This window comes from Zobellia sp. OII3, assembly GCF_002211465.1.
GTDB lineage: Bacteria > Bacteroidota > Bacteroidia > Flavobacteriales > Flavobacteriaceae > Zobellia > Zobellia galactanivorans.
The window spans coordinates 1,476,552-1,501,900 of the sequence record NZ_MWRZ01000001.1 but is presented as its reverse complement, the minus strand read 5'-3'; the positions used below and the strand labels follow the sequence as shown (position 1 = coordinate 1,501,900).

The 25,349-nt window shown below is 45.6% G+C and carries 15 protein-coding genes; all 15 read left to right on the top strand.

Translation table 11 applies throughout. The features are described from left to right. Window positions 1–72 precede the first annotated feature (72 nt). The 15 genes from B4Q04_RS06165 to B4Q04_RS06095 all read left to right on the top strand — a co-directional run bounded on the left by B4Q04_RS06165 (window position 73) and on the right by B4Q04_RS06095 (window position 25,119). Window positions 73–4,188 carry a two-component regulator propeller domain-containing protein gene (locus B4Q04_RS06165; protein ID WP_088696274.1) on the top strand — a complete coding sequence of 1,372 codons (4,116 nt, stop codon included), beginning with the start codon at window positions 73–75 and terminating at the stop codon, window positions 4,186–4,188. A 367-nt stretch (window positions 4,189–4,555) separates the two neighbouring features. Then, window positions 4,556–7,651 (top strand): SusC/RagA family TonB-linked outer membrane protein, encoded by a 3,096-nt coding sequence (locus tag B4Q04_RS06160; RefSeq protein WP_013993575.1) that lies wholly within the window; start codon window positions 4,556–4,558, stop codon window positions 7,649–7,651. Window positions 7,652–7,669: 18 nt separating this feature from the next. Next, window positions 7,670–9,472, top strand: coding sequence for a RagB/SusD family nutrient uptake outer membrane protein (locus B4Q04_RS06155; protein ID WP_088696273.1), 1,803 nt, complete (start codon window positions 7,670–7,672; stop codon window positions 9,470–9,472). A gap of 28 nt (window positions 9,473–9,500) precedes the next feature. After that, a complete protein-coding gene (locus tag B4Q04_RS06150) occupies window positions 9,501–9,965 on the top strand; it encodes a DUF5018-related domain-containing protein (RefSeq protein ID WP_013993573.1) in 465 nt (154 codons plus the stop codon). Between the two features lie 60 nt (window positions 9,966–10,025). Continuing rightward, window positions 10,026–11,570: a sulfatase gene (locus B4Q04_RS06145; RefSeq protein WP_088696272.1), complete on the top strand. Its 1,545-nt coding sequence runs from the start codon at window positions 10,026–10,028 to the stop codon at window positions 11,568–11,570. Window positions 11,571–11,582: 12 nt separating this feature from the next. Beyond that, window positions 11,583–13,091: a sulfatase gene (locus B4Q04_RS06140; RefSeq protein ID WP_088696404.1), complete on the top strand. Its 1,509-nt coding sequence runs from the start codon at window positions 11,583–11,585 to the stop codon at window positions 13,089–13,091. Window positions 13,092–13,109: 18 nt separating this feature from the next. Further along, window positions 13,110–14,693, top strand: a complete 1,584-nt coding sequence (locus B4Q04_RS06135) for a sulfatase-like hydrolase/transferase (protein ID WP_088696271.1) — start codon at window positions 13,110–13,112, stop codon at window positions 14,691–14,693. A gap of 17 nt (window positions 14,694–14,710) precedes the next feature. Continuing rightward, window positions 14,711–15,460 (top strand): GDSL-type esterase/lipase family protein, encoded by a 750-nt coding sequence (locus B4Q04_RS06130; protein WP_088696270.1) that lies wholly within the window; start codon window positions 14,711–14,713, stop codon window positions 15,458–15,460. A 14-nt stretch (window positions 15,461–15,474) separates the two neighbouring features. After that, window positions 15,475–17,187, top strand: coding sequence for a glycoside hydrolase family protein (locus tag B4Q04_RS06125; RefSeq protein WP_201723376.1), 1,713 nt, complete (start codon window positions 15,475–15,477; stop codon window positions 17,185–17,187). Window positions 17,188–17,194: 7 nt separating this feature from the next. Beyond that, window positions 17,195–18,637 (top strand): twin-arginine translocation signal domain-containing protein, encoded by a 1,443-nt coding sequence (locus B4Q04_RS06120; protein ID WP_088696269.1) that lies wholly within the window; start codon window positions 17,195–17,197, stop codon window positions 18,635–18,637. 129 nt (window positions 18,638–18,766) lie between these two features. Further along, the gene (locus tag B4Q04_RS06115; RefSeq protein WP_201723375.1) at window positions 18,767–20,320 is read left to right on the top strand and encodes a sulfatase; all 1,554 of its coding nucleotides are present in this window, start codon (window positions 18,767–18,769) and stop codon (window positions 20,318–20,320) included. Window positions 20,321–20,334: 14 nt separating this feature from the next. Further along, a complete protein-coding gene (locus B4Q04_RS06110; protein ID WP_236630975.1) occupies window positions 20,335–21,837 on the top strand; it encodes an alpha-L-fucosidase in 1,503 nt (500 codons plus the stop codon). 35 nt (window positions 21,838–21,872) lie between these two features. Continuing rightward, on the top strand, window positions 21,873–23,585 hold the full coding sequence (locus tag B4Q04_RS06105) for a GMC oxidoreductase (RefSeq protein WP_013993564.1): 1,713 nt from the start codon (window positions 21,873–21,875) through the stop codon (window positions 23,583–23,585). Beyond that, window positions 23,585–24,148 carry a gluconate 2-dehydrogenase subunit 3 family protein gene (locus B4Q04_RS06100; protein WP_088696267.1) on the top strand — a complete coding sequence of 188 codons (564 nt, stop codon included), beginning with the start codon at window positions 23,585–23,587 and terminating at the stop codon, window positions 24,146–24,148. Before B4Q04_RS06105 ends, B4Q04_RS06100 begins: the two co-directional genes overlap by 1 nt. 50 nt (window positions 24,149–24,198) lie before the next feature. Next, window positions 24,199–25,119, top strand: a complete 921-nt coding sequence (locus B4Q04_RS06095) for a hydroxypyruvate isomerase family protein (protein ID WP_088696401.1) — start codon at window positions 24,199–24,201, stop codon at window positions 25,117–25,119. Window positions 25,120–25,349: the final 230 nt, after the last annotated feature.

The window sequence follows — 25,349 nt, the reverse complement described above, 5'->3', positions numbered from 1 at the left end:
CTAAGCTTGAACTATTGTATTTTTAGTATCTTGAAATTTAGTTTCTAAATCAACCACCTGGTTTCTGGCGGTATGTCCAAAAACATTTACTCCACATTCATCTGCCTATTTTTCTTTCTATGTGCCCTAGCACAAGAGAGCCAACCTAGATATTCCCAGAACTACACTATTTCAAACGGACTGGCGCACAATGGGGTCACCTCTATTTTAGAAGACTCTCAAGGCTTCATTTGGGTCGGCACCTATGAAGGCCTGAACCTTTTTGACGGTTACGAATTCAAGACTTTTAAAAACACGGTGGGTCATGATCTTTTCGTAAGCAACCGCATTCGTTCGCTACAGGAAGACAGCAAAGGCAATATTTGGATCGGTACGGACGAAGGTATATCCGTATACGATTACACCACACAAAAGTTCACCAATATCTATTCGAACCAGCTTGTCAAGAAAGCCGTTAAAGGCCCGATTGTTAGAGATATTGTCGTCAACGAAAATTTAGGGATCATTCTATGCGCTACCGAAAAATACGGCGTATTGATCTTTAACGACGACTATTCCTTCAAGGACGAATATTCCCCTACGGCTTTTTACCGAAACGGAGCGGCCGAATTTTATGGCTCCGCCCCCATAGATGACAGCACCTATCTATACGCTACTTCGGTCGGACTACTTTCTTTCGACCTGAAAACCCATCAATTCTCAAGGGTTTTACCAGAAGAAATCCGCTATTGCCAATCGCTTTTACGCATTGACCCTTCTACCTTTTTGGTCACCCTTAAATCGGGCGTTCTTATGTTTTCCTACGGAGCAAATGGCAAGGGTTACGACTATTCCTTGCTACAAGATGAAATTTTACCGGAACACAACTTTAACAGCTCGGCCTTCGACCTGGAAAACCACCTATGGTTGGGCACCCTGAACAGTGGAGCCATACGTATAGACGATATCAACGCGTTGCGACACGGTTCCCAGAACCAGTACGCCCCCTTTAGCTTCGAAAACAAACAACTTCGAATGAGTTGTTTCGAGAGTACCAAAGAGCATGGTTTTTGGGTGGGATCCTTTGACAAAGGGCTTTACAGGTTTGACCTAAAGAAAAATCCTTTTAAGGAATTTAAAGGAAATAGCCCCTACGAATTTGGAGTAAGTGACAGGCACCTGATCAATATCTCACCTTTAGACGACCATAGGGTGTATTTGACAAAAAATCGCGGGGGACTCGCCCTATTTAATACGGAACGGCAGAAATTCGACCCCCTGCCTTTTTCTTTTGACCCAAAATACGCTTCACGGATATCATCGGTATATGTCGATACCAAAAATCGGACTTGGTTGAAAGTCGCCCAAGAGGGCTACTTCCTTTTAAAACCGGGAGAGACCGAACCCCAACGCATAGATACAAGCACCTATCCCGAATTTTCACAAATAGACCCCTATAAAATAACGGAAGACCAAAACGGAAACCTATGGCTAGGTTGCAAACAGGGCGTTTTTAAAATAACGGTCGGCAAAGAGGGGAAAGTACTTCGGATCGAAGCCTTAAATGACAACCCGTATTTTGAAAACTCCAAAATAACCTTGGCCCGCTACGTTTATGCCGACCCCCTATACCAATTCATATGGGTGGGAACGGCGGAAGACGGTCTATTTAGGGTAGACACAAAAGACGCTCCCCGCTTATCAAAGGCCAAAATCACCCATTTTAGGGCTACTAAAAAGAAGGGCGGACTTCCGAACAATTTTGTTTCGGCCATAACGCGCAGCCCTAAAGGCAACTTATGGATAGGCACCGAAGGGTCGGGTATCTGCAAGGTGGAAAACAGCGAAAGCACCCCTCGCTTCGTTCCTTTTTCAGAAAAGGACGGACTGTCGAACAATGTAGTCAAAAGCATTAATATAGACGAACTAGGCAACCTATGGGTCGCCACGAATATCGGACTGAACAAATTCTATCCAAAAGAGAAAAAATTCAGGAAATTCGGAAAGCAAGACGGCCTACCTTTTGAAGATTTCTGGTACGCTTCGGCCCGTCTTAAGAACGGTTCCCTCATTTTGGCGGGTCTTGAAGGTTTCTCTTTTTTCAGCCCGAAATCTATAACCGATTCAGAAGCGCTCCCTATATTGCGATTTGGTGATTTCAAGATTTTTAACCAAACCATACGTCCGAACGACACGGTGGGCGGTAGGGTCTTACTGAACGAACGCTTACAGAACGGGCAGACCCTTAATCTAAAATACAATGAGAACGTATTTAGCGTCGAGGCCTTATCCCTACATTTTGCCTCACCGAAAAACCACTTTTTAAAATACCGTTTACTACCCGTAGACCAAAATTGGTTCGAGACCACTTCCGATCAACGTTTGATAAACTATAACGGTCTTCAACCTGGGGAATACAGCCTAGAAGTGGCCGCATCGAACTCTATTGGTGAATGGACCCGGCCCAAGACCTTGCACCTTGTCATCTCCCCTCCGTTTTGGAAAACGCCTTGGGCCTATGTACTATATGCCTTGTTAACGCTTCTTATCTTGGGAACCGTGCTGTTTTATATCATAAAGGTACAATCGTTACGCTACAACATTCAACTGGAGCAAATTGAAAAAGACAAGGTAAAGGAAGTCAATGCCGCCAAATTACGCTTCTTTGCCAACATATCGCATGAGCTAAAGACGCCCCTCAACCTCATCGCAAGCCCCATAAAGCAACTGTCAGAACGCTATAGGGACAATCCTGATTCCCAAGAAAAACTCCATATCGTCGCACGTCAGTCCAAAAAAATAAGCCAACTCATCGACCAGATCCACGATTTTGAACGGGTCGATGCCAATTTGATGGAGATGGACTACTCAAGGTTTTACTTTGATGAGTTTTTAGACCACCTTGTGCCCGACTTTCACTTCTTGGCCTACAACAGCGATAAAAAGTTGGAGATCATTGCCAAGAACAAAAATATTGTGGTATCGGCCGATCGCGACAAGCTAGAGAAAGTCTTTAACAACCTGTTGAGCAATGCGTTCAAATACACCGGTGAAAACGACGTCATTACCATTACCTATGAAAGTGACGACAAAGACCTGATCGTTTCGGTAACGGATACGGGAAAGGGCATCGACGACGACGACCTACCCCATATTTTCGAAAGGTTCTACCAGTCAAGAAAAAGGGAAAACGTCCATTCCACAGGCTCGGGAATAGGCCTCGCCTTCTCAAAAAAGATGGTCGAAATGCACTATGGCTATTTAGAAGCTACAAGTGAGATAGGAGTAGGTACGACAATCAGTGTGCGCTTGCCCGTGGTCAAGAAAGAATCGGCAGATGACCAGGCCACAAAAGAAAAGGCCATCATAACCGCCGAGAACCAGGTTTCCAAGGCGGAAACCACTATTGAAAAGACCGAAATTTCAAAAATCAAGGCCAGCGGCGATTATTCCGGTAGTCTTATCTTTTATGTAGAAGATGATTTAGACATGCGCCTCTATGTCAGCAAGGTACTGTCTAAGTTCTTTAAGGTAAAAACCTTTACTAACGGCCGGGAATGTCTGGATGCCATGGAGGACCAATGGCCCGACTTGGTCATTAGCGATATTCAAATGCCCATAATGAACGGCCTAGAGCTTTGTAAGCGCATAAAGGCCGATATAAAAACAAGCCATATTCCGGTCATCTTACTGACGGCCTTGGCCGATATAGAAAACCAGATCCAAGGTATAAAAGACGGTGCCGATGCCTATATCAAAAAACCCTTTGACGCCCGTCAATTAGTGGCCCGCACCGAGGCCTTGCTCGAAAACAGAAAACGCCTACGGGAGCGTTTTGAAATCGGCATAGCCCTGACCAAGGACAACAACGTCAACAATAGAAACGATAATGCCTTTCTGGAAAAGTTATACCACCTTATGGCCGAAAATCTAGACAATCAAAACCTAGATATGGACCAATTTGCGCGTCAACTCTACCTAAACCGCACCCATTTCTACCAAAAAGTAAAGGCCTTAACGGACAAAACCCCCTTTGAACTGCTAAAAATGTACCGTTTAAAGAAGGCCGCGGAACTATTGGTACACCAACCCGAACTATCGGTAAACGAGGTCTATACCATGACCGGTTTTAAAAGCCGAACCCACTTCAGTAAACTCTTTAAAGAAATTTACGGTGTTTCACCGGGCAAGTACAAGGGCTCAAAATAATCACACCTTTATTAAATCTGAAATATCCTTGGTATATAGATAGGTTTTTATGCCCTTTTAAAAAAATCGCCCCCTTTGTCCTGATTTTCCCAACAAAAAAGGCACAAAGCCCTTTTGTATTTCTATTTGTGCAAAACCGTCAAACTACCACGCTTAGCCCCTTTCCCCCTAACAATTACACGTTCCATACACCAGTAACAAACTGTTACGGGCGAGGCGTATTGATCTATAAATACATAAAATTTACCTAGAGATACACCTTTCCTTCCCTAAAAAATACCTTTGATTCTGCGAATGTCGAAAAACTACAGGACACTTTTCCATTCGAAACTCACACAACAAGTATTTAAATAACTTAACTCAAACCATGAAAAAAGACAAACCTAAATTTTTCAGGCGGTGGCTCTTTCCACTATGCATTCTCAACATGCTCATCTGCGGTGCCGCATATGCACAAACCACAGTGAACGGAACGGTAATTAGCACGGAAGACGGCATGCCCCTTCCCGGTGCAAACGTACTCGTAAAGGGCACTACAGTAGGTATCGTCACCGATTTTGACGGCAACTATTCCATCGAAGTACCCGAAGGCTCCAATGTGTTGATCTTTAGCTATATCGGTTATAGCACACAAGAAGTAGCTATCGATGGAAAAACAACCATAGACATTTCCCTAGATACCGACTCCGCCAAGTTAGACGAGGTAGTAGTCATCGGTTACGGAACCTCTACCAAACGAAAAATGGTAGGAGCCGTTACGACCTTGGCACCCGAAAAATTGGAACAGACCCCTTTTAACAACGTGGGCGAAGCGCTTCAAGGGCAAGTTTCAGGTCTGATCGTCGAAAACAGTGGTGGTGCTCCAGGTAGTTCGCCGGCTATTTCCATTCGTGGGGGTGGCGCCCCTTTATACGTCATTGACGGGGTCATTACGGAGCAGCAAGATTTCAACACCATCAATTCCAACGATATTGAAAGCATTAGCTTCCTTAAAGATGCTGCAGCTACGGCCGTATACGGTTCAAGGGCAGGAAACGGTATCGTCTTGGTCACCACCAAGCGGGGTAAAGACGGTAAGATCAATGTCAACTACTCGTACAACTACCAAATGAGCCAGCCTACCATTCTTCCTGAAATGATGAATTCTTATGAATTTGCCCAAGTCCAGAATGCGGCCAGTGCGTATGAAGGCATACCGGTTCCCTACTCCCCAGACCAATTGGAGACCATCAGGACGCATGCCGACCTCGACACCTATCCCGATAATAACTGGCCAGACCTGACCTTAAAGGAATTTGCACCCGAACAACGCCACAACCTTTCGCTGTCGGGCGGTGATAAAAAGACCAACTATTTCGTTTCCCTCGGATATATCGACGAAGGCAGCCTACTAAAGGCAGACGTAGTCAATTATAACCGGTTCAACGTTAGAAGTAACGTTACCACCAAATTCGAAAAAATAGGTCTTGACGTGGGTATCAACCTCAACTCAAGTATTGAAAACTATCAAGAACCATCGTCAGGAATGTACGGCATATGGCGTGCCGTAAACCAAAACACCGACCCGCTTTACAGGGGGTATAACCTTGACGGCACCTTGGCTGGAGGTGGTAACGGCGACAACCCGCTCGCCCTCACCGACAAAGACGCCGGCTACAACAAAACAAGGGATAAGTTTATCAATGCCCAATTAGACCTAAAATGGCAAGTTCCGAACGTAGAAGGCCTAAAACTAGGTATGATGGCCAATTACCGCGATGGTGACGGTTGGGGAAAATTATGGGAATACAATGTGCCCCTCTATATGCAAGACGGCTCACTCATGGCGCAAACGCCCCCCGCACTAAGCTTAAGTTCATACTACAGCAACCGATTGTATTTTGAATCTAGCGCTTCGTACTCCAGAACTTTCGGCATGCACGGTCTTGATGCTACCTTTGTTTATAACCAGACCACCAGCAACTATGCCAATTTAGCGGCCTCGAGAAGAAACTACCTATCAGGTGCGGTCGATCAACTTTTTGCCGGCCCGGCCGTAGGAAAAGACAATGATGGCAGCGAACGTGAAGCCGCCAATGCGGGGTATGTCTTCCGTTTGAAATACGACTTTGATTACAAATACATTATTGAGCTTAGTGGCCGATACGATGGTAACGACAACTTTGCCCCTAAAAAAAGATGGGGCTTCTTTCCGGCCATGTCATTCGCCTGGAATATTGCCGAGGAGAATTTTATGCAAAAATTAAAGGAAGACAACATCGTCAACTCCTTAAAACTACGAAGCTCTTATGGTAAAACCGGAGTTTCCGAAGGAGTGAACCGATTCGGTTATATTCCGGTCTACAACCTTGAATCGGGCATTTATACTATTGGAAACTCCTTGGTCAACGGCTATTCGGAAGGCAACTTGGTCAACCCCGACGAGCTCACTTGGTACAATAGGGAATCGTTCAACTACGGATTGGACTTCTCTACCTTTGGCGATAAGTTCAGCGGTACCTTGGAATATTTCTACTACCTCACCTCCGGATTTTTGGTGAGTCCGCAAAATGTATATTCCCAACCATTAGGCAAACCTTTGCCGCAAATCCGTTCCGGATCTAAACAGCGAAGGGCAGGATACGAAGTTTCGCTTCGCTACAAGAGCCATATCAACGAATTCAAATTCGGATTGGGCGGAAACGTCTCTTATTTTAATCAATTATGGGAGCAATTAGACACCGAAGACGAGGCTACCCTCAAAAACCCATACACTAGGGAAACCCATAGGACCGATTACTGGCAAGGTGGAAAAATCTATATCACCGACGGATTGTACCAAAATGACGAAGACATCTTGAATACACCCCGTCTACTAAGTTCTACCGAAACACAAGGCGGCGATATCCGCTATGTCGACTCTAACGGCGATGGAAAAATAGATGAGCAAGACAAACGCTTGGCAGGCCTTCCTTCCCAACCCCACCTGACCTATGGCATCGATTTTAATATGAGCTACAAAGGATGGTTCATGAACGGCCTCTTTCAAGGTGCCGGAAACCGATATATTGGTTTTGACCGTTTTATTGCGGCGGAAGCCAAACGCCTGACCTATGTGTATCAATTGGATTATTGGACCCCAACAAATCCCGATGCCACATACCCAAGACCGGTTACCTCCGTAGATGTAAATGGAGGAAACAATAACATCATAAGCAACCCTTCGGATTACTTCTTAAAGAACGCCAAATATTTCAGATTGAAGAACATTCAACTGGGCTACGACCTAAAGAAATCGATTTTGGCCGACAACAACTGGATTTCTTCGTGCAAAATATTTGCAAGTGGTACCAACTTGTTCACCATTTCCCCTGTGAAAGACTTTTTTGACCCGGAACAAGTACAGGCCGACAACAATGGGATCAACAGCTACGGCTACCCTGTTCAACGCACCTATTCATTTGGTATAAACCTTGGATTTTAATTCAAAAAAAAGTTAGTAATGAAGAACGTATATATATCCCTATTTTCCATTTCGATCGCCCTCATGAGTTTCTCGTGTAGCGACGACCTATTAGATACCGAGCCCCTAGATAAATACACCGAACAAGATGTGTGGAGCGATGCCAATCTGGCCCAAGGTTTTATCTATAACACCTATAATTCGGTCTTACCCGAATTGTTGGTCAACCCAGAAGACCCTGACCCAAAAGGTGGTGGTGCCGGTAACGATGACTTTACCGATAACACGGTCTTGGTAAATGCCAACAAAGTAGCCTTAGACCTTATTGACCCGTTTTATGATGCGGGTTGGGCCAAGAACAATTCTTATTACTTCTATGGCAATGCCCCATTAGGACTTAAAGCCCCTATCAAGCAAAATTCCTTTGAAGTTATCAGGGACTGTAACTTGATCATTGAGAAAGTCGCTGCCTCAGAGGGCATTCCTGAGAACATCAAACCCAAATTGATAGCACAGGGCAAGATGTTACGGGCTTTGATCTATTATTCTAAAGCTCGCTTGTTCGGCAAATACGTCATTGTCGACAAAGTGCTTACCCCCCAAGACGATTTAAAGCTTCCTCGAACCGAAACGATTAAAGAAACCTATGATTTCATCATCAAAGACCTGCAGGAAGCGGCCCTTGACCTACCTATTGCCAATAATGCGGAGGTCGGTGAACTTACCAAAGGGGCAGCCTACGCCATGTTGGCCGAAATTGCCTTGCACGGTGCCGCATATATAGAAAGTGGAAAACAAGACTATTACAGCATCTCAAAGAAAGCCAGTGAAGACCTATTTACCCTAGGGTATGCCCTAGACCCCAATTACGGTGAGCTATTCAACGATTACGATCGGGCCTTGAACTCTTCGGAAATCATACTAGGGCTATACACCAATATAGACGCCACCCTTTGTGTGCTGACCCCAATGCAACGTATTGTACCCAATATGGAGGTAGCCAAAACCGAAGGGACTCCCAAACTCAACGAATCATTCTTAGGTTGGACAACGGCAATGCCCTCAACAGACCTAATCGACGATTATTTGGTTACGGATACCGACGGCGTAGCCAAAAGGTGGGACGAAACCTCGTATTGCCAAGATTTTGAAATGAACGGAGGTTTTCTTTCCGACGCCATCTATAACGAGCACCGCGATGCCCGTTTCTTCGCTTCCATTGTACAAGACTCCTCTCAACTCTTCACGAATACGGTAACTACAAGAATTGGGGGGAACATGCATTACGCCCAAAGTACAAAGGGAACCGGGGCCTCTACCATATCGGGCTATTTTATAAGAAAGGGCATTTACGACATTGAAGGGTACAAGGCCGTAAACTTCACCAATTACCATCAGGTCATTACCAGATTGGGCCGCGCCTATTTGAACTATGCCGAAGTCATGCTCCGTATGAACGATGCCGAAACGGCCGTGCAGTACATCAACAAAACACGGGCGCAGCACGGAAAACTCCCCGAACTTATGGCGGGTATGACCCTAGACCAAGTTTGGGATTGGTACAAAATAGAGCGTCGGGTAGAATTATTTTTTGAAAACGACCGCTACTGGTCCCTACTGCGATGGGGCAAAGAAGCAGGCGGCGGTGTTATCCCTGAACTGAACGACAAAGAATATTCCTTCTTTGAAATTTCCGCAGATGGAAAAAGCTTTGAAAGCAAGCCCGTGGTACTTAAGCCTGGCAACCAAAAGAAACGTTTTTCCACAAGACGCTATCTATTTCCCGTACCGGAAAACGAACGAATACTCAACGAAAAACTAGACCAGAACCCAGGTTGGTAAATTAACGCACCATATTAAATCACATACGATGAAAAAACATATACAATACTTGATGTTTCTGTTTGTAGGTCTTACAATGACCTCTTGCCTGAAATCCGACCTAGAGGAGCTACCTGCATTTAGCGAAGCCGAAATCACCAATTTCAGATTTGAATATAGGTGGATAGATGACACCCAAGACTACAATCGCCTCCAAGTAGTTCAACTTGATACGGAAGCGACCATAGACACCGTGAATCAAAAAGTCGCCTGCATCATATCGGTTCCCCCTGCCAGTAGCGATTTTCCAGAGGAAATCCGTTCGCAAGTAAGCCTTTCGGCCATTGTCGGTTATGCCGACATATCCACGGCTGCTACATTGGCCCCTTCAAATGGCGCCCCTGCCCTCGGTGAAATAGCCGATTTCGGCAAAGGTGACATGAACTACGAAGTTACCGCAGCGGATGGCACCAAGGTCATCTGGAGTTTGATCATTTCGGAATTCAATAAGTAAGTACCATATTGAATCCAACCGCTGTAAACAATTTGTAACTTACCTGTAAAAACCAGGACCATGATAATATATACTTTTCAATTTCTGCAATCGATCCTCAAATTCGGTATTGTCGGGATGCTCTCACTTAGCGCGAACCCGCCAAGTACACCGCCCGAACGCCCGAACATCTTATTCTGTATTGCGGACGATGCCTCCATGAAGAGTTTTGGCGCCTATGGCGACACCTTCATCAACACCCCGGCCATCGACCGCTTGGCCAAAGAGGGTACGGTTTTTGAAAATGCATATAACGGCAATCCCAAATGTTCACCGGCAAGGGCCTGTATCTTAACGGGCAAGTACAGTTGGCAGTTGAAAGAGGCCACCGATCACAACGGGCGTTTTCCGCTGGAATTCAAAACCTATCCGCAGCTACTGGCCCAAAAAGGTTATCGCGTAGGGTATACGGGTAAAGGCTGGGGACCTGGCGTTTACGACACCAAAGACAACCCCGCCGGACCTGAATACAACACCATTAAACTCGAGCCCCCCTATAAGGGAATCACCGATGTTGACTATGCCTCAAATTTCGAGGCCTTTCTAAACGAAAACCCCAAGAACGTTCCCTTTTGTTTTTGGTTGGGAACCAAAGAACCCCATCGTTTTTACGAATTGGATTCTTGGAAAAAAGCCGGTCGCAAACTAGAGGAAGCCGACGTTCCCCCTTTTTACCCCGACAACGAAATTATTCGCGGCGACCTGCTCGACTATGCCAATGAGGTGGAATGGTTCGACACCCATGTAGGGAAGGCCATAAAGATCTTGGAGAAAAAGGGACTCTTGAAAAACACCTTGGTTCTAATCACTTCTGATCACGGTATGCCCTTTCCAAGGGTAAAAGGCCAGATTTACGAAGAAGGTTTCCATGTTCCACTCATCGCGTATTGGAAGGGCAAGATTATCTCTGGGCGTACCGTGAGCGATTTCGTCAGCTTTTCAGATCTAGCCCCTACCTTTATGGAAGTAGCAGGGGAAACGCCCCATCCGCAAATGACGGGAAGCAGTATTACAAAGCAACTTTTCGATTCTCGATCCGGTCGGATCGATTCTAGTAGAGATTACGTTCTTTTAGGTAAGGAACGCCACGATGTGGGCCGGGCCAATGAAGATGGCACCAACCTTGCCTATCCCGTAAGGGCCATTAGAAACGACTCCCTCTTATACGTTCACAACATAAAACCCGAAAGATGGCCCGTTGGCAATCCGGAATATGGTTTTATGAATACCGATGGTTCGCCTACCAAGAGTTATATCACTTCCCTAAAACCAGATGATGACGAATATCACTTCTTTGAGATGAATTTTGATAAGAGACCGGAGCACGAACTTTACAATATTCAAAAAGACCCGCATTGCATCGATAACCTGGCCGACCGACCTGAAAATGCCGAGGTCATTACAAAGCTTCGTACCCAAATGGAAACTGAACTCATAGCACAGGGCGACCCCCGAACATTGGGACAAGGAGATATCTTTGACAACTACATCTATTACGGTAAGCGACTGGACTACAAAACAGGCAAACGTATTGCCCCGCTCAAGTACATTAAAAAAACCGAATAAATGTTTGGCACCATGCTTCTAAAAAAGGGCTCTTTTTTTCTGTCATTGCTATTTCTAATGTCTTTTGGGTTCAGCTGGGCCCAAGAAAAACAACCTAATATCATTTTTGTTCTTGTAGACGACCTCGGTTATGCCGATGTCGGCTTCAACGGCTCCACTTATTTCGAAACCCCGGCACTAGATGCGTTGGCCAAGGAAAGCTTGGTATTCGATAATGCCTATATGTATCCTACCTGCTCGCCTTCAAGAGCCGCCCTTTTCACCGGGAAACAATCATTCCGAACGGGGGTGTACACCGTTCCCGTATTGGAGAAAGGAGATGCCCAAGAGAACATCTTCTCTCGTTGGACGGTCGGAAAGGAACATCCCATCTATGCAGAAGCCCTTGCTGCCGCAGGTTACCAATCCATTCACTTAGGGAAATGGCATATTGTAGGGCCCTATCCTGAAAAAGAACTGGCCATGAACTGGCCCATCCAGCAAAAATTGGATCAACCTCGACCCGGGGATTTCACTTGGGTAGAAAACCATAAGACACCAGCCGTAAAACAATACTACCCCGAAGGCAGGGGCTTTATCAAAAACGTCGGCGGTACATTTCGCGGAGACCCGGCCCTAGAAGAAGGAGGCTACAAAAGTGAACGTGGAGGGTATCGCGCCCCGTTCAGCAATCCGTTTATATCCCCAAAACCCGATGATGAATGGCTCACGGACCGACTTTCCAGCGATGCCATTGAATTTATGGACAACCATAAAAACGCCCCGTTCTTGATCAACCTTCATTTCTATGCGGTACATCGTCCCATAAAGAACAGAAACGATGAGCTCTTTGATAAATACATGAACAAACCCGGCGACCCCATAACGGGACAAGGTATAGGCAAAAACAAAGAACGGATGGCCAGTTACGCCACCATGGTACAGTCTATGGACGAGAATATCGGTAGAATCACAACATACCTCAAAAAGAATAATTTAGAAGAAAATACATTGATTATCATTACCTCCGATAATGGCTATCACAGTATTGCCTCCGAGAATTTAAAGTTAAGAGGTTCCAAAGGGGAAATTTATGAAGGAGGAATAAAAGTTCCCGCCTTAATTCATTGGCCCGGCAAGGTAAAAGCCCGTAGAACGGAGATTCCTATTTCGGTTACCGATTATTTTCCGACACTAATGGATGTTGCCCATGTAGATTACACTGGGCAACTAGATGGAAATTCCCTTACGCCCCTATTTCAAAAAGACAAGAACAGTTTTAAAAAACGCCCCTTGTTCTGGCATTTGGCCAGCCAATACAAGCATGGTACCTGTTCGGTCATCCGTAAGGGAAAGTACAAACTGATCCAATTTTTGGCCGATGGAAGGCTCGAACTATACGATTTACAGAACGACCCAAGGGAAGCGAGCAACTTGGCCAAGGAACAGCCAAAAACCGCCAAGGCCCTGCTCGATGAACTCGTGGCCTGGCGTAAAATGAACAGGGTGCCCCTGCCCCCAAATTCAATCCTTTCCAAGTAATCAAAAAAAGCCCCACAAGTGAACCGGCCACCACTATTGTATACCACAAAACTTCTCTTTATCCAGCTGCTGTTCATCCTGTGGAACGTACCCCAGTCCCAAGCCCAAAAAAAGATAAAGAAGCCCAACATTGTGCTTATTTACGCCGATGACCTAGGCCGTGGCATGTTAGGCACCTACGGGCAAAAGATGTTGACTACCCCCAATATCGACAAGTTAGCCTCGCAAGGCATGCAATTTGAAAGGGCCTACGGCGCCATGTATTGTGCTCCAGCAAGGGCCAGCCTATTGACCGGAATGCACGACTGCCATGGGGGTGATGCCATGACCATTGTAAAAGCGGGCATCTATAAGGAATTGGATAATGGGCTCACCCTGGATGAAATCAAGGCTAAAATCCACAAAGTAGCCCTTCCGGCCGAAAAAGGCGAGGTGTTCTTGGGTGAAATTGCGCAAAAGGCAGGCTATACCACAGGGCAGTTCGGAAAATTGGAATGGGGTTTTGCCACCACTCCCGAACGTATGGAACGTCATGGTTGGGACCATCATTTTGGGTATTACGACCATCTTCGGTGCCATGGTTTTTACCCCCCTTTCCTTTTTGAGAACGGCAAAAAAGTCGACATCCCAGGAAACACCCATGTCGATTGTGCCAAAACCACGGAATACGACTCTTCCGAAAATTTTAAGGATCGGTGGAATATGGAAGGTAAGGCCGTCTATTCGGAGCATATTATCATGGAAAAAATGTTGGGTTTTATGGAAGCCAACCACCCCCAAAAAACAAACAAACCCTTCTTTATCTATTTCCCTACACAGTTGCCCCACGGGCCGACCATGGTTCCCGAGGTACATCCTGAATTAGCCAATAACCCCAACTTGACCCAATGGGAAAAAGAATATGCTTCTATGGTAAAGATGTTGGATGACGATGTGGGCCGAATTTATTCCAAACTCGAAGAAATGGAAATTCTTGACAACACTATCATTGTCTTTACTTCCGACAACGGACATGAAATTTACTACCCCGAAAAAGGGCGTACCTCAAAAAACAACGTCAATGTAAAGGGAGAAGAATTTGATAATATCACCACACGCTTCAACAGTCGCGTTGCCGGTGATATTTTTGACGGCAATGACGGTATGTCGGGAAAAAAACGCGACAACTGGGAAGGCGGGGTTCGCGTTCCCCTATTCTGGTACTGGAAAGACCACATAAAAGCCGGTACGGTTTCGGACCAAATGGTAAGTAACTATGACTTTTTGAATACCCTAGCCGAGATCGTAGGTGTGCCCCAGCGCGATGAAAAAGATGGGGTTTCTTATGCACAGGTACTATTCGGCGGCACGCCTAAACTCCGTGATTATACGGTTTATAGCTCTAAAATGGGTCCCGCCTTGGTCACCCAAGAAGGATGGAAGCTCCGATATTTTCTGAAGGCAGATGTTTTTCAGCTCTATTATCTACCCGATGATTACGAAGAAGTAAATGATTTGGCCCAAGAGCATCCTGAAACAACTGAAAAATTAAAAGCGACACTTTTTAAGGAATGCAATGAAAACTGGGAAAATGGTATTGGCCCCGTTCAAAAAAAAGTTTAAAACCAAGTTGAACTATTATGCTTAACAAAATCAAACCCGGTCACACCCTACTCCTCTTACTCATATACCTACTAGCATCATGTTCTAGTACGAAACTTGGTTCTCAAAAGGAAAACCCGGCAGCCCAATCCGTTCAACTAGAAGGTGAATGGTGGAACAAACGGCACGAGACTATTAAAAGTCGACTTAAATCTGACCCCGAACTGATTTTGGTGGGCAATTCCATTTTTCACACGTTGGAAAAAGAAGACCGAAAAGAGGTTTGGACCAAGTACTTAGATCGCTACCGCACCGTCAATATGGGCATCAGCGGTGACCGTACCGAGAATGTCATATGGCGCATCGAAAATGGCACCTTAGAAGGTATCAATCCAAAAGTAGCCATTGTACTTATAGGTACAAATAATACGGACGGCAACCATTATTTAAACATAAGCACCCCAGAAGAACTGGGCGATGGTATTTACAAAATATGTAGTCTATTGACCCAAAAACTACCGAATACCGAGATTCTCCTCATGGGCATTCTTCCCTATGGGTACAAACCTAATCACAGAGATAATATCAACAAGGCTACGAACAAGCTGATTTCATCCTTCCCAAAAAAGAATTCAAAAGTCCATTATATAGATATCAGCTCTAAATATGTTGACGAGAGTGGAAAGGTCAACAAAGAACTTATGCCCGATTACCTGCACCCCAATGCAGAAGGACATTTACTAATGTTCAAAGCACTGGATGCCGATATCCAAAAATTAATGAAATAATTGAATCCTTTTAAATGAAACTCAGTCACCTTCTCCTTGCCTTCGCAATTCTCAATATTTCATCAATTGAGGCACAACAAAGTACCCCTTCAAAAAAACAAAAAAAGAAAGCCCACGAAATGGTCGTAAAAAGGGAGCGTCCGGCAGCTTGGGACAAGCTCGTCTGGGGAGGCCGTTTTATGGACCGTTTTTTACCCATGCCCGATCTCGGGGGAAGGACTTCCGATACTTGGGGCTCCCCCAATGTCATCCCTAGAGACATCAACAATGGCGTTGAAAGTCCGCTTTGGTCCTATTGGGGAGGCAATACCTTGCTCGAAAAGGAAGATGGAAAATACCATTTGTTCGTTTGCCGTTGGCCAGAAAGTGCAGAAAAAGGGCATATGGCCTACCCTAACAGCCGTGTGGTACACGGTGTTTCGGAATCTCCTTTCGGTCCTTTCAAAATTGCCGGCGAAGTAGGCCATGGACACAATCCCACATGGTACGTAACCAAAAAAGGACGATATGTTCTTTACGTGACCGATAAATACTATGTAGCGCAACACATTAACGGTCCGTGGCGAGAAGGACAATTTGAATTCGACAAACGGGACCGCAAAACCTCGAGTGCTTCTAATTTCATGCACAATTGCACCTTTGCCCAACGCGAAGACGGCTCCTTCTTAATGATAAACCGCCATGGCTACCCTTGGTTCAGCAAAGATGGCCTGGCCACCTGGAACATGGTAGGCGAAAAATCGGTTTACCCCCCCGTGGAAGGCAAGTATGAAGACCCCGTCGTCTGGAAAGACCACGTACAGTACCACCTCATCGTCAACGATTGGTTGGGCAGGATTGCGTGGTACCTTCGCTCTAAAGATGGCGTGAACTGGAAGGTAGACCCCGGGGAAGCCTATACGCCTGGTATTTCCGTCCATAAAGACGGTACTAAGGAAGGTTGGCACAAATACGAACGTATCCGTATACTACAAGATGAAAAAGGAAGGGCCATTGCCGCCAACTTTGCGGTAATCGACACCTTAAAATACGAAGACCTCCCCAAGGATAATCACAGTTCAAAACTCATTGTCGTGCCCCTTAGAAAGGAAAAGTTGTTGACCGTTCTAAACACCAAAAAAATCACTTCCAATACAAAAGAAATCAAGCTTAAAATTGAGGCGGAAAACGATTTTGACCCACATAGCGATATTGATTTAGGTTCGTTACGTTTTGGTGCCTCTGAAGAAGTAAATTTCGGAAAAGGAAGCAAATTATCACGTACGGAAAAATCGGGAGATGACCTTATCCTCATTTTTGAAGGAAAAGGCAATGGCCTTACCGACGAAAATTTCGCTGGAAAATTATTGGGGAAGGACAAAAACGGGGAACTGCTCTTTGGCTATGCACGTTTACCCGAAGTTGAATACATCACCCCCATTCTTTCTTCTCGGGCCCCGGTCTTCACAAAAACCACAAGCGGATACGACCTAAGCGTAAAAGTCGAAAATTTCGGGCAAGTCGCATCCTCATCCGCCCATATCGTCATAACCCTTGTTGAGAACGGAAAAGAAACGGAGTTGGCCTCAGGAGCGCTAGATTCCATAAAACCCTTTCAATCTACAACAGTTAGCCTCACGACCAAGGTCCATCCGCAAAAAGGGACCACCTATACCCTAAAAAACACCCTCAGCTCAAACGGACGTACCGTTGAAACTTTTACCCAAACACTCACACTTCAAGAATAGCACGAACATGAACAACCGAAGAGATTTTATAAAAAAAGCAGGTATGGGTATTGCCCTTGCAGGAGTTTCAGGCCCATTGGCGGCACAAGCCACCTCTACACACTATGAGGTTTTGAACAAAAACGATAAGGTTGAAGGGGAACAGGTAAAAATAAAAGTCACCAAACCATTGTTTTGTCCCTATAACAGCAATGGCACCGCAGCCCAAAAAGGTGGTGATGCCTATTACTTTCAAAGCGATGCCTTTACCCACAATCCCTTCACCATTCCGGCTAGTGGAATGAGCGGTTCGCCGGTTATCAGAGACGCTGCCGGTAAGTTCGTGGGTTTTATGACCACCTTCGGTTTTGAAAATTCTACCTTTAGTTTCGACGGAAAAGAAACCCTGACCATAAACATTCCCGAGGGACAGGAACTTTTTGTGGATGAAAGCGGTAAGGGCGATGAAGCGTGGAAGACGTACAATACCCAAATGATGCACCGCCTGAACATTCAGCCTTATAAAGTGTTTCCCCACTTTTGGGCCGATGTGGAATATTGCACCTGGGTAGAGCAGAAGATACAATCCAATGTTCCCAAAGGACATTTTAATCTACTGAATCACGACTTTGTAGCGAAGTATTTAGACAAAGTTATCGAATACGGATTTCCCAAGGGGAAAATGACCTTAGATCACGGTTGGGGCCAATTTCCCGACGGCAGTCTCAACTCCGGCTACGGCTCATGGCATCCCGACCCCAAAAAATTTCCCGATTTTAGAAAGACCATGGACCTTATAAACGAAAAAGGGTTTACACCCGGTCTATGGATAGGCTTTCCTAAAATACACGCCTCAAGTATCGCGGCCCAGAACAACCCGAACCTCTTGGGAGCCTATCGGGCCCAAGGCAAAACGGAATACGACAAAGGCGTGCGATGGTTGAACCCCAAGGCCGACATTTTCGAATACGCTTCGGAGACCATTCACCGCTTTCATAAAATGGGGGTACGGAAATTTAAAATTGATATGTCGTACAACACCAAATCAGACATGCTCCACATACACAAAGAACTGTACAAAGCAGCAAAAGGCATTGACCCCACCATTGAAATGGAATTCCACGTCCCCGATATTTTCTTTACCAAATTCACCGATGTTACCCGTACCAACGATGTATGGCTCAACGATAAATACGACTGGCCCGCACGTGTAAAGACACATTACGAAATCTCATATAAATCTTCTCCCGGCCGTGGTATCAACCTTGACCATATTGGGGGAAATGCCGAAAATGATATTACCGAAGAAAAATACTTGAAGCATTTGGAAATGTTCAAGTCAAAAATAGGATACCCCTTGGTTTCGGTACTTCCGCACCATATCAGTCAAAAGTGTGTCGAAGCTACCGGCGATTATTTATGGGATTATGAAAAAGGGGCCAGACACATCATTTCCGATTTTTATTCGTAAGGTTCAAAAAGCCTCGAATGTACCGAGAGAGACAACAGATAAACCGATACATACATAAGTCCGCCCGATTTCTATTTCATTTGACCTATAGATAATATAACGCTTATGATTCCTTCGGTAAAAAAAACTGTGTTCCCCATTTTATCTTCCTGCCTTCTTATGTTCGCCTCGTGCGGAGATACCAAAAAAAAGGCCCAAAAGGAAACGAGCGACACCCGCCCCAATATCTTATGGATTACCATTGAGGATTGGAGTCCTGACCTTTCCTGTTACGGCACAAAGGGCATTTACACCCCTAACGTAGACCAATTGGCGGCCGAGGGCATTCGCTACAACAAGGCCTTTACGACCTCTCCCGTTTGTTCGACCTCGCGCTCCGCCATGATGACCGGTTTCCACCAAAACTACATTGGCGCCAACCAACACCGTGAGCACAACAAAGAAGCCTTGCCCTACGGTATAAAACCCATTCCTAAACTCTTAGAAGAGGCTGGGTATTTCACCACTTTAATGAGTTGGAAAACCGACATGAACTTTTTGCCCGACACCAAGGAAGAGCTCTTTATGAACACCAACGACTGGGCCGATCGCAATCCGGGCCAACCATTTTTCGCAAGAATCACCTTTAGCGGAACCCACCGTTCGTGGAAGCGCGATCCCGAAAGACCTATCGACATTAAAGACGTTGAGCTCCCTCCCTATTATGCCGACACGCCCTTTGTTCGCCGTGATTGGGCCAACGGACTGGAACAAATGCAATTGGTAGACCGCGAAGTAGGCGCCTTGTTAAAGCGACTAGAAGATGAAGGCTTGGCCGATAATACCATTGTATTTTTTATAGGCGACCATGGCCGTTGCCACATTCGGGGCAAACAATTTTTATACGATGGCGGTACCCGTATCCCTATGATCATGCGGTGGCCAGGCCAAGTAGAACCCGGTCAGGTAAGCGACGACCTGGTCATGTCTTTGGATATTGATGCCACCATACTTGATGCGGCCCATGTTACCCCTCCGCTTCCCTTACACGGAAAAAACCTTCTAGGGGAAGCCATTAAAAAACGAAAATACGTTTTTGCCGCCCGTGACAAAATGGACGAAACCCATGATGCCATGCGTTCCATACGATCAAAAGACTACAAGCTCATTCTCAATCTGATGCCTGAAAGACCATACTTACAGTACAACCAATACAAGGAAAACGCCTACCCCGTATTGGCAGAAATGAGCATCATGTACCTAAAAGGCGAACTTACGCCCGAGCAGGCCGCCTTCTTTGCACCCGTAAAACCCGAAATCGAACTATATGATCTAGGAAAAGACACATATGAGGTAGAGAATGTAGCCGATAATCCCGAATATGGCCCTGTGAAAAAAGAGCTATTGGCCGAACTTCAGAACTGGCGCACCAACGTGATCAAAGACCAAGGTGTTAGCGATGAGTTCAAGGCCATTGGCGTTTTTCCTGATAAGAATCCATTTTCAACAGTGGACGAATGGGTCGCCAAAAACCAAAAAAATTACGATTTTAACCGTATAGGCTGGCCTGCATGGTATCCTACAAAAACGCTTCAAGAATGGCAAAAGGCCCGAAAAAAATGGGAACCTTACGTTATGAGAGGGGCATCGGAAAACATACCTCGTCCTGAAATTGGCATTATCAAAAAGAAGAAAAAGAATTAAAGCCAAAATTCAGAATGACAACAAAAAACAAATTTGTAAGCCAAGTAGCCATGACCCTTTTATTGTTCATGGGGATTACCGCACTACACGCCCAACTTCAACCGAAAAAATTCCAAGCCGAATGGGAATCGATACGCGCCGGATATGAGATTCCCGAATGGTTCAGGGATGCCAAATTCGGTATTTTCCTGCATTGGGGCCCCTATGCCGTACCCGCTTACAGCAGTGAAAAATACCCCAGAGGTATCTATGACGAAAAATGGTCAAAAGGCGGCAAAAAGCCCTACACCTACCATAGGGCCCATTATGGCGACCCCTCGAAATTCGGCTATAAAGACTTTATACCTGATTTTAAAGCGGAGAAATTTGACGCAGAGGAATGGGCCGCCCTATTTAAAAATGCAGGGGCCCGCTATGTAGTACCGGTTGCCGAACACCATGACGGCTATGCCATGTACGCTTCTAAGCACACGCGCTGGAACGTTAAGGATACAGGCCCAAAAAAAGACGTTATGCGTATGTTGTCGGATGCGGTCAAGGCCAAGGGGATGAAGTTCGGGGTATCCTCCCACTTTGCCCGCCACAGGGTCTATTACCGTAAGGACGACCCGACCTGGGACACCAATAATCCGGAGTTTTACGACCTGTACGGCGAGCCCATAGGCAATGATACCCTACCCACTAAAAGATTCCTGAACCTTTGGTGGAACCGTACCACCGATATCATTGACAATTATGAGCCCGATTTGCTCTGGTTCGATTTCGGATTGGACAAACCCGGTTTTGAGGTCGTGCATAAAAAAATACTTGCCTATTACTACAACAAGGGCGAAGAATGGAACAAAGGCGTTGTTTTTCAAAACAAGAACATGAGAAACAAATCCTTTCCCGAAGACCTGATAGTACTCGATATTGAACGCGGCCGTATGGACGGGATCTTCAAATACCCGTGGCAGACCGATACTTCCATAGGAAAGATTTCTTGGGGCTATGTTACCAATGAAGAATACAAGACTTCAAACTACCTCCTCGACGAATTGATAGACATCGTAAGCAAAAACGGATGTTTGTTGTTGAACATAGGTCCAAAGGCAGATGGCACCATTCCCGATGAAGCTCAAAAAATATTGAACGAAATGGGCCAATGGTTGAGTCTTAACGGCGAAGCCATTTACGACACCCGACCCTGGACCATCTTTGGCGAGGGCCCTACGAAAGTTGAAACGGGTCATCATTCCGAAAAGAACAATAAAGAATCCGGCCCCGAAGACTTTCGCTTTACCACCAAAGGAAAAACCCTATATGCTACGGCATTGGGTTGGCCAAAAGATGGCAAATTCAATATTAAATCCCTTTCAAAAAACAATCCCAATACATCAAAACGAATTAAATCGGTAGAATTCATAAGCGGCAAAAACGACATCAAATGGAAGCAGACCTCTAAAGGCCTATCCATTTCCGTTGATGGCCAAAAGCCTTGCGAGGCGGCCTACGTTTTTCGTATCGGCTTAGAATAAAAACAAATCAAAACCTCTTTTTCAAAACATAGCAAATGAGCAAATTTTATTTTAACGAAGAACAAAGTTCCTATGATGCCATTGTTGTAGGTACGGGTGTCAGCGGAGGCTGGGCCGCCAAGGAATTGTGCGAAAACGGACTAAAGACCTTAATGCTCGAAAGGGGCAGAATGGTGGAACACATAAAAGATTACACTACGGCCCATATGGATGATTGGGACTTTGAATTTGGCGGTGAGCTTTCTATTGCCGAAAAGGCAAAGCGCCCCAAACAGAGTCGGACCAACAAAGGCAGAAGTGCGGATTCGTACAAATGGTTCGTGAATGATCTGGAACACCCATATAACGAAACCAAACCCTTTAACTGGATGCGCGGCTACCATGTAGGTGGCAGATCCATAACCTGGGGGCGCCATAGTTACCGCTGGAGTGAAATCGACTTTGAAGCAAATAAAAATGACGGCCATGGCGTTGATTGGCCCGTTCGCTATAAAGACATTGCCCCTTGGTACGATAAGGTAGAAAGTTACATTGGTGTATCAGGTGAAAAAATGGGACTGAGACAACTGCCCGACGGTCAGTTTTTACCGATGATGGAATTGAACTGTGTGGAACAGCACTTTAGGGACAAAGTTTATGAAAACCTAGACGGAAGGGTGGTTACCTCGGGGCGGATCGCTCATATTACGGGCGACAAGGAATTTGAAGGACGCACCAAATGCCAGTTCAGGAACCGTTGTTCCAGAGGATGTCCTTTCGGTGGATATTTTAGCAGCAACTCCTCTACCCTACCGGCCGCGGAACGCACCGGCAACCTGACCCTAAGACCCGACTCCATCGTCACCGAAGTGATGTACGACCCCGACACAAAAAAAGCGACCGGAGTCAAGGTCATCGACCGCTTGACCAAAGAAGAGTTGGTGTTCAATGCCAAGGTCATTTTCTTGTGCGCATCGGCCATTGCCTCGGCCTCTATTCTTCTACAATCAAAATCGGACCGTTTTCCGAACGGAATGGGCAATGATTCCGACCAAGTAGGCCGAAATATCATGGACCATCACCTAGGGGCAGGGGCCAATGGCAAATTCGATGGCTTTGAGGACAAATATTACAAAGGACGAAGACCTGGCGGCGTATACATTCCCCGTTTTAAGAACATCGATGCCAAATCGAAAAGCACGAACTATCTGCGCGGTTTTGGGTATCAAGGTAGCGCAAGCCGTAAAAACTGGAAAGATGCCGTAGCGGAACTCACCATGGGCCAAGAATTGAAAGAAGCCATCTTAAAACCTGGCGGGTGGACCATGGGGATAGGGGGCTTTGGTGAAATCTTACCCTATCAAGACAACCGCATGACCCTAGACTATGACAATCTGGATGGATGGGGACTCCCGACCGTGACCTTCAATGCCGAAATAAGGGACAACGAACTAAAAATGCGTGAAGACATAGTGGTTCAGGCCGCCGAAATGCTGAAAAAGGCCGGTTTTCGCGATATCAATACCCACAACAGCTCCTATAACATGGGACATGGCATTCACGAAATGGGAACGGCACGCATGGGAAGGGACCCCAAAACTTCGGTGCTGAACGGTCACAACCAAATACACGAAGTACCGAACGTATACGTAACCGACGGTGCCTTTATGGCCTCATCGAGTTGTGTCAACCCTTCATTGACCTATATGGCCTTTTCGGCAAGGGCCGCCAATCACGCAGCACAAGAACTCAAAAAAGGAAATATATAATGGATAGAAGAAAAGCATTGATGCAGATAGGAATGTCAATGGGCTACGTAATGGCCGCACCGACATTCATGAGCGTTTTACAAAGTTGTAATGACAAAAAGGAAACCATTTGGGTCCCTAAATTCTTAAGCCAAGACCAAGGTACTGTGCTAATAGGTTTGGTCGATAGTATACTTCCCAAAACGGACACCCTTTCGGCTTCGGAAGTAAACGTCCATGTATTTTTAGACCATTTCGCCAAGGAGGTCATGCCCCCGAAGCAGCAAGACCAGTTTAAGACCACCTTGAACCAATTGGCCATCAACGCCTTAAACAGTTCCAAAAAAGAGAAGATAAGCGACCTTACCGCCATTGATCTGGCCCCCGTAATGAAGAAGGCCCTTACCGACAAAAAAGCCAAGGGCCTACCCTTTGCCAAAAAGATAAGGGAGCTGACCATTTGGGGCTATAAATGTACGGAGTACGTAGGCGAGGAAGTACTGGCCTATGATTCCATTCCCGGACAATATATTGCCTGCGGCAACCTAGAAGAGTTGACCGGAGGAAAAGCTTGGTCTCTTTAAACCAAGATTCACCTTATACCACCGACCCGCACCATAGCAAGCACACCAAAATGAAGAGACGTAATTTTATACAGAAAGCGGCATTGTCCACAGGGGCGATTACCATGGGTTCCGGACTATCTTATGCCTCCACCCCGACACATCCAAAAGCCTCCAATAAATTCAAGCTGAAATATGCCCCTCATTTGGGCATGTTCGAACACCATGCGGGCAAAGACTCCATAGACCAATTGAATTTTATGGCCGACCAAGGTTTTACCGCCTTTGAAGACAATAAAATGCGCACCCGCGATGTCACCTTACAGGAAAAAATGGCGCAAACCATGCAAAAAAGGGGTATTGAGATGGGCGTTTTTGTAGCCGTCTTTTTAAAGGAAGGCCATGTAGCTTCCGGTGACCTGGAAAAAAGAAAGGCATTTTTAGCCCACTGTAAAGAATCGGTGGAAGTGGCCAAACGGGTCAATGCGAAATGGATGACCGTTGTTCCCGGCAACCTCGCCCCTAAAATAAAGAAAGGCTATCAGCAAGCCCATGTAGTAGAGACCCTAAAACAGGCCTCGGCAATTTTTGAACCCCACGGTCTCACCATGGTGCTCGAGCCCCTTAACTTTTTCAATCATCCAGGAGCCTTCCTGACCGATTCGCCACAGGCCTATGACATCTGCAAGGCCGTAGATTCCCCTTCGTGTAAAATTTTATTCGACATCTATCACCAGCAAATACAGGAAGGGAACCTCCTTCCGAATATGGAAGCCTGTTGGGACGAAATCGCCTATATACAAATGGGCGACAACCCGGGCCGAAATGAACCTACGACAGGAGAAATCAATTACTGGAATATCTTGAAATTCATTCACGAAAAAAACTACAATGGTATTTTAGGAATGGAACACGGAAACTCAAGACCCGGAAAAGAGGGAGAACAAGCGGTTATAAATGCGTATAAAAACGTAGATTCATTCGTGCATTAAATTTACATCTCATTACATAGTTATTTAACAATCACATAGTACCCTTGGACTACTTCTTCTCAAACTCTTGACAGAGAGAGACATTCAATTTACGGAGAGATACATTTTACCAATAATCTAAGCGCACTTTTGAACAGACCCAAACCATTCGGACTAATTGATTATGCGTGAATACTAGTAAAAAAGAGACTTCAAAACTATTATACCTGGATCATATGTCACCCTTTTGA

Excerpts from the sequence above, each read along its gene's own strand:
- B4Q04_RS06165 (WP_088696274.1), top strand. The coding sequence starts at position 73 with ATGTCCAAAAACATTTACTCCACATTCATCTGCCTATTTTTCTTTCTA.
- B4Q04_RS06160 (WP_013993575.1), top strand. The coding sequence starts at position 4,556 with ATGAAAAAAGACAAACCTAAATTTTTCAGGCGGTGGCTCTTTCCACTA.
- B4Q04_RS06155 (WP_088696273.1), top strand. The coding sequence starts at position 7,670 with ATGAAGAACGTATATATATCCCTATTTTCCATTTCGATCGCCCTCATG.
- B4Q04_RS06150 (WP_013993573.1), top strand. The coding sequence starts at position 9,501 with ATGAAAAAACATATACAATACTTGATGTTTCTGTTTGTAGGTCTTACA.
- B4Q04_RS06145 (WP_088696272.1), top strand. The coding sequence starts at position 10,026 with ATGATAATATATACTTTTCAATTTCTGCAATCGATCCTCAAATTCGGT.
- B4Q04_RS06140 (WP_088696404.1), top strand. The coding sequence starts at position 11,583 with ATGCTTCTAAAAAAGGGCTCTTTTTTTCTGTCATTGCTATTTCTAATG.
- B4Q04_RS06130 (WP_088696270.1), top strand. The coding sequence starts at position 14,711 with ATGCTTAACAAAATCAAACCCGGTCACACCCTACTCCTCTTACTCATA.
- B4Q04_RS06125 (WP_201723376.1), top strand. The coding sequence starts at position 15,475 with ATGAAACTCAGTCACCTTCTCCTTGCCTTCGCAATTCTCAATATTTCA.
- B4Q04_RS06120 (WP_088696269.1), top strand. The coding sequence starts at position 17,195 with ATGAACAACCGAAGAGATTTTATAAAAAAAGCAGGTATGGGTATTGCC.
- B4Q04_RS06110 (WP_236630975.1), top strand. The coding sequence starts at position 20,335 with ATGACAACAAAAAACAAATTTGTAAGCCAAGTAGCCATGACCCTTTTA.
- B4Q04_RS06105 (WP_013993564.1), top strand. The coding sequence starts at position 21,873 with ATGAGCAAATTTTATTTTAACGAAGAACAAAGTTCCTATGATGCCATT.
- B4Q04_RS06100 (WP_088696267.1), top strand. The coding sequence starts at position 23,585 with ATGGATAGAAGAAAAGCATTGATGCAGATAGGAATGTCAATGGGCTAC.
- B4Q04_RS06095 (WP_088696401.1), top strand. The coding sequence starts at position 24,199 with ATGAAGAGACGTAATTTTATACAGAAAGCGGCATTGTCCACAGGGGCG.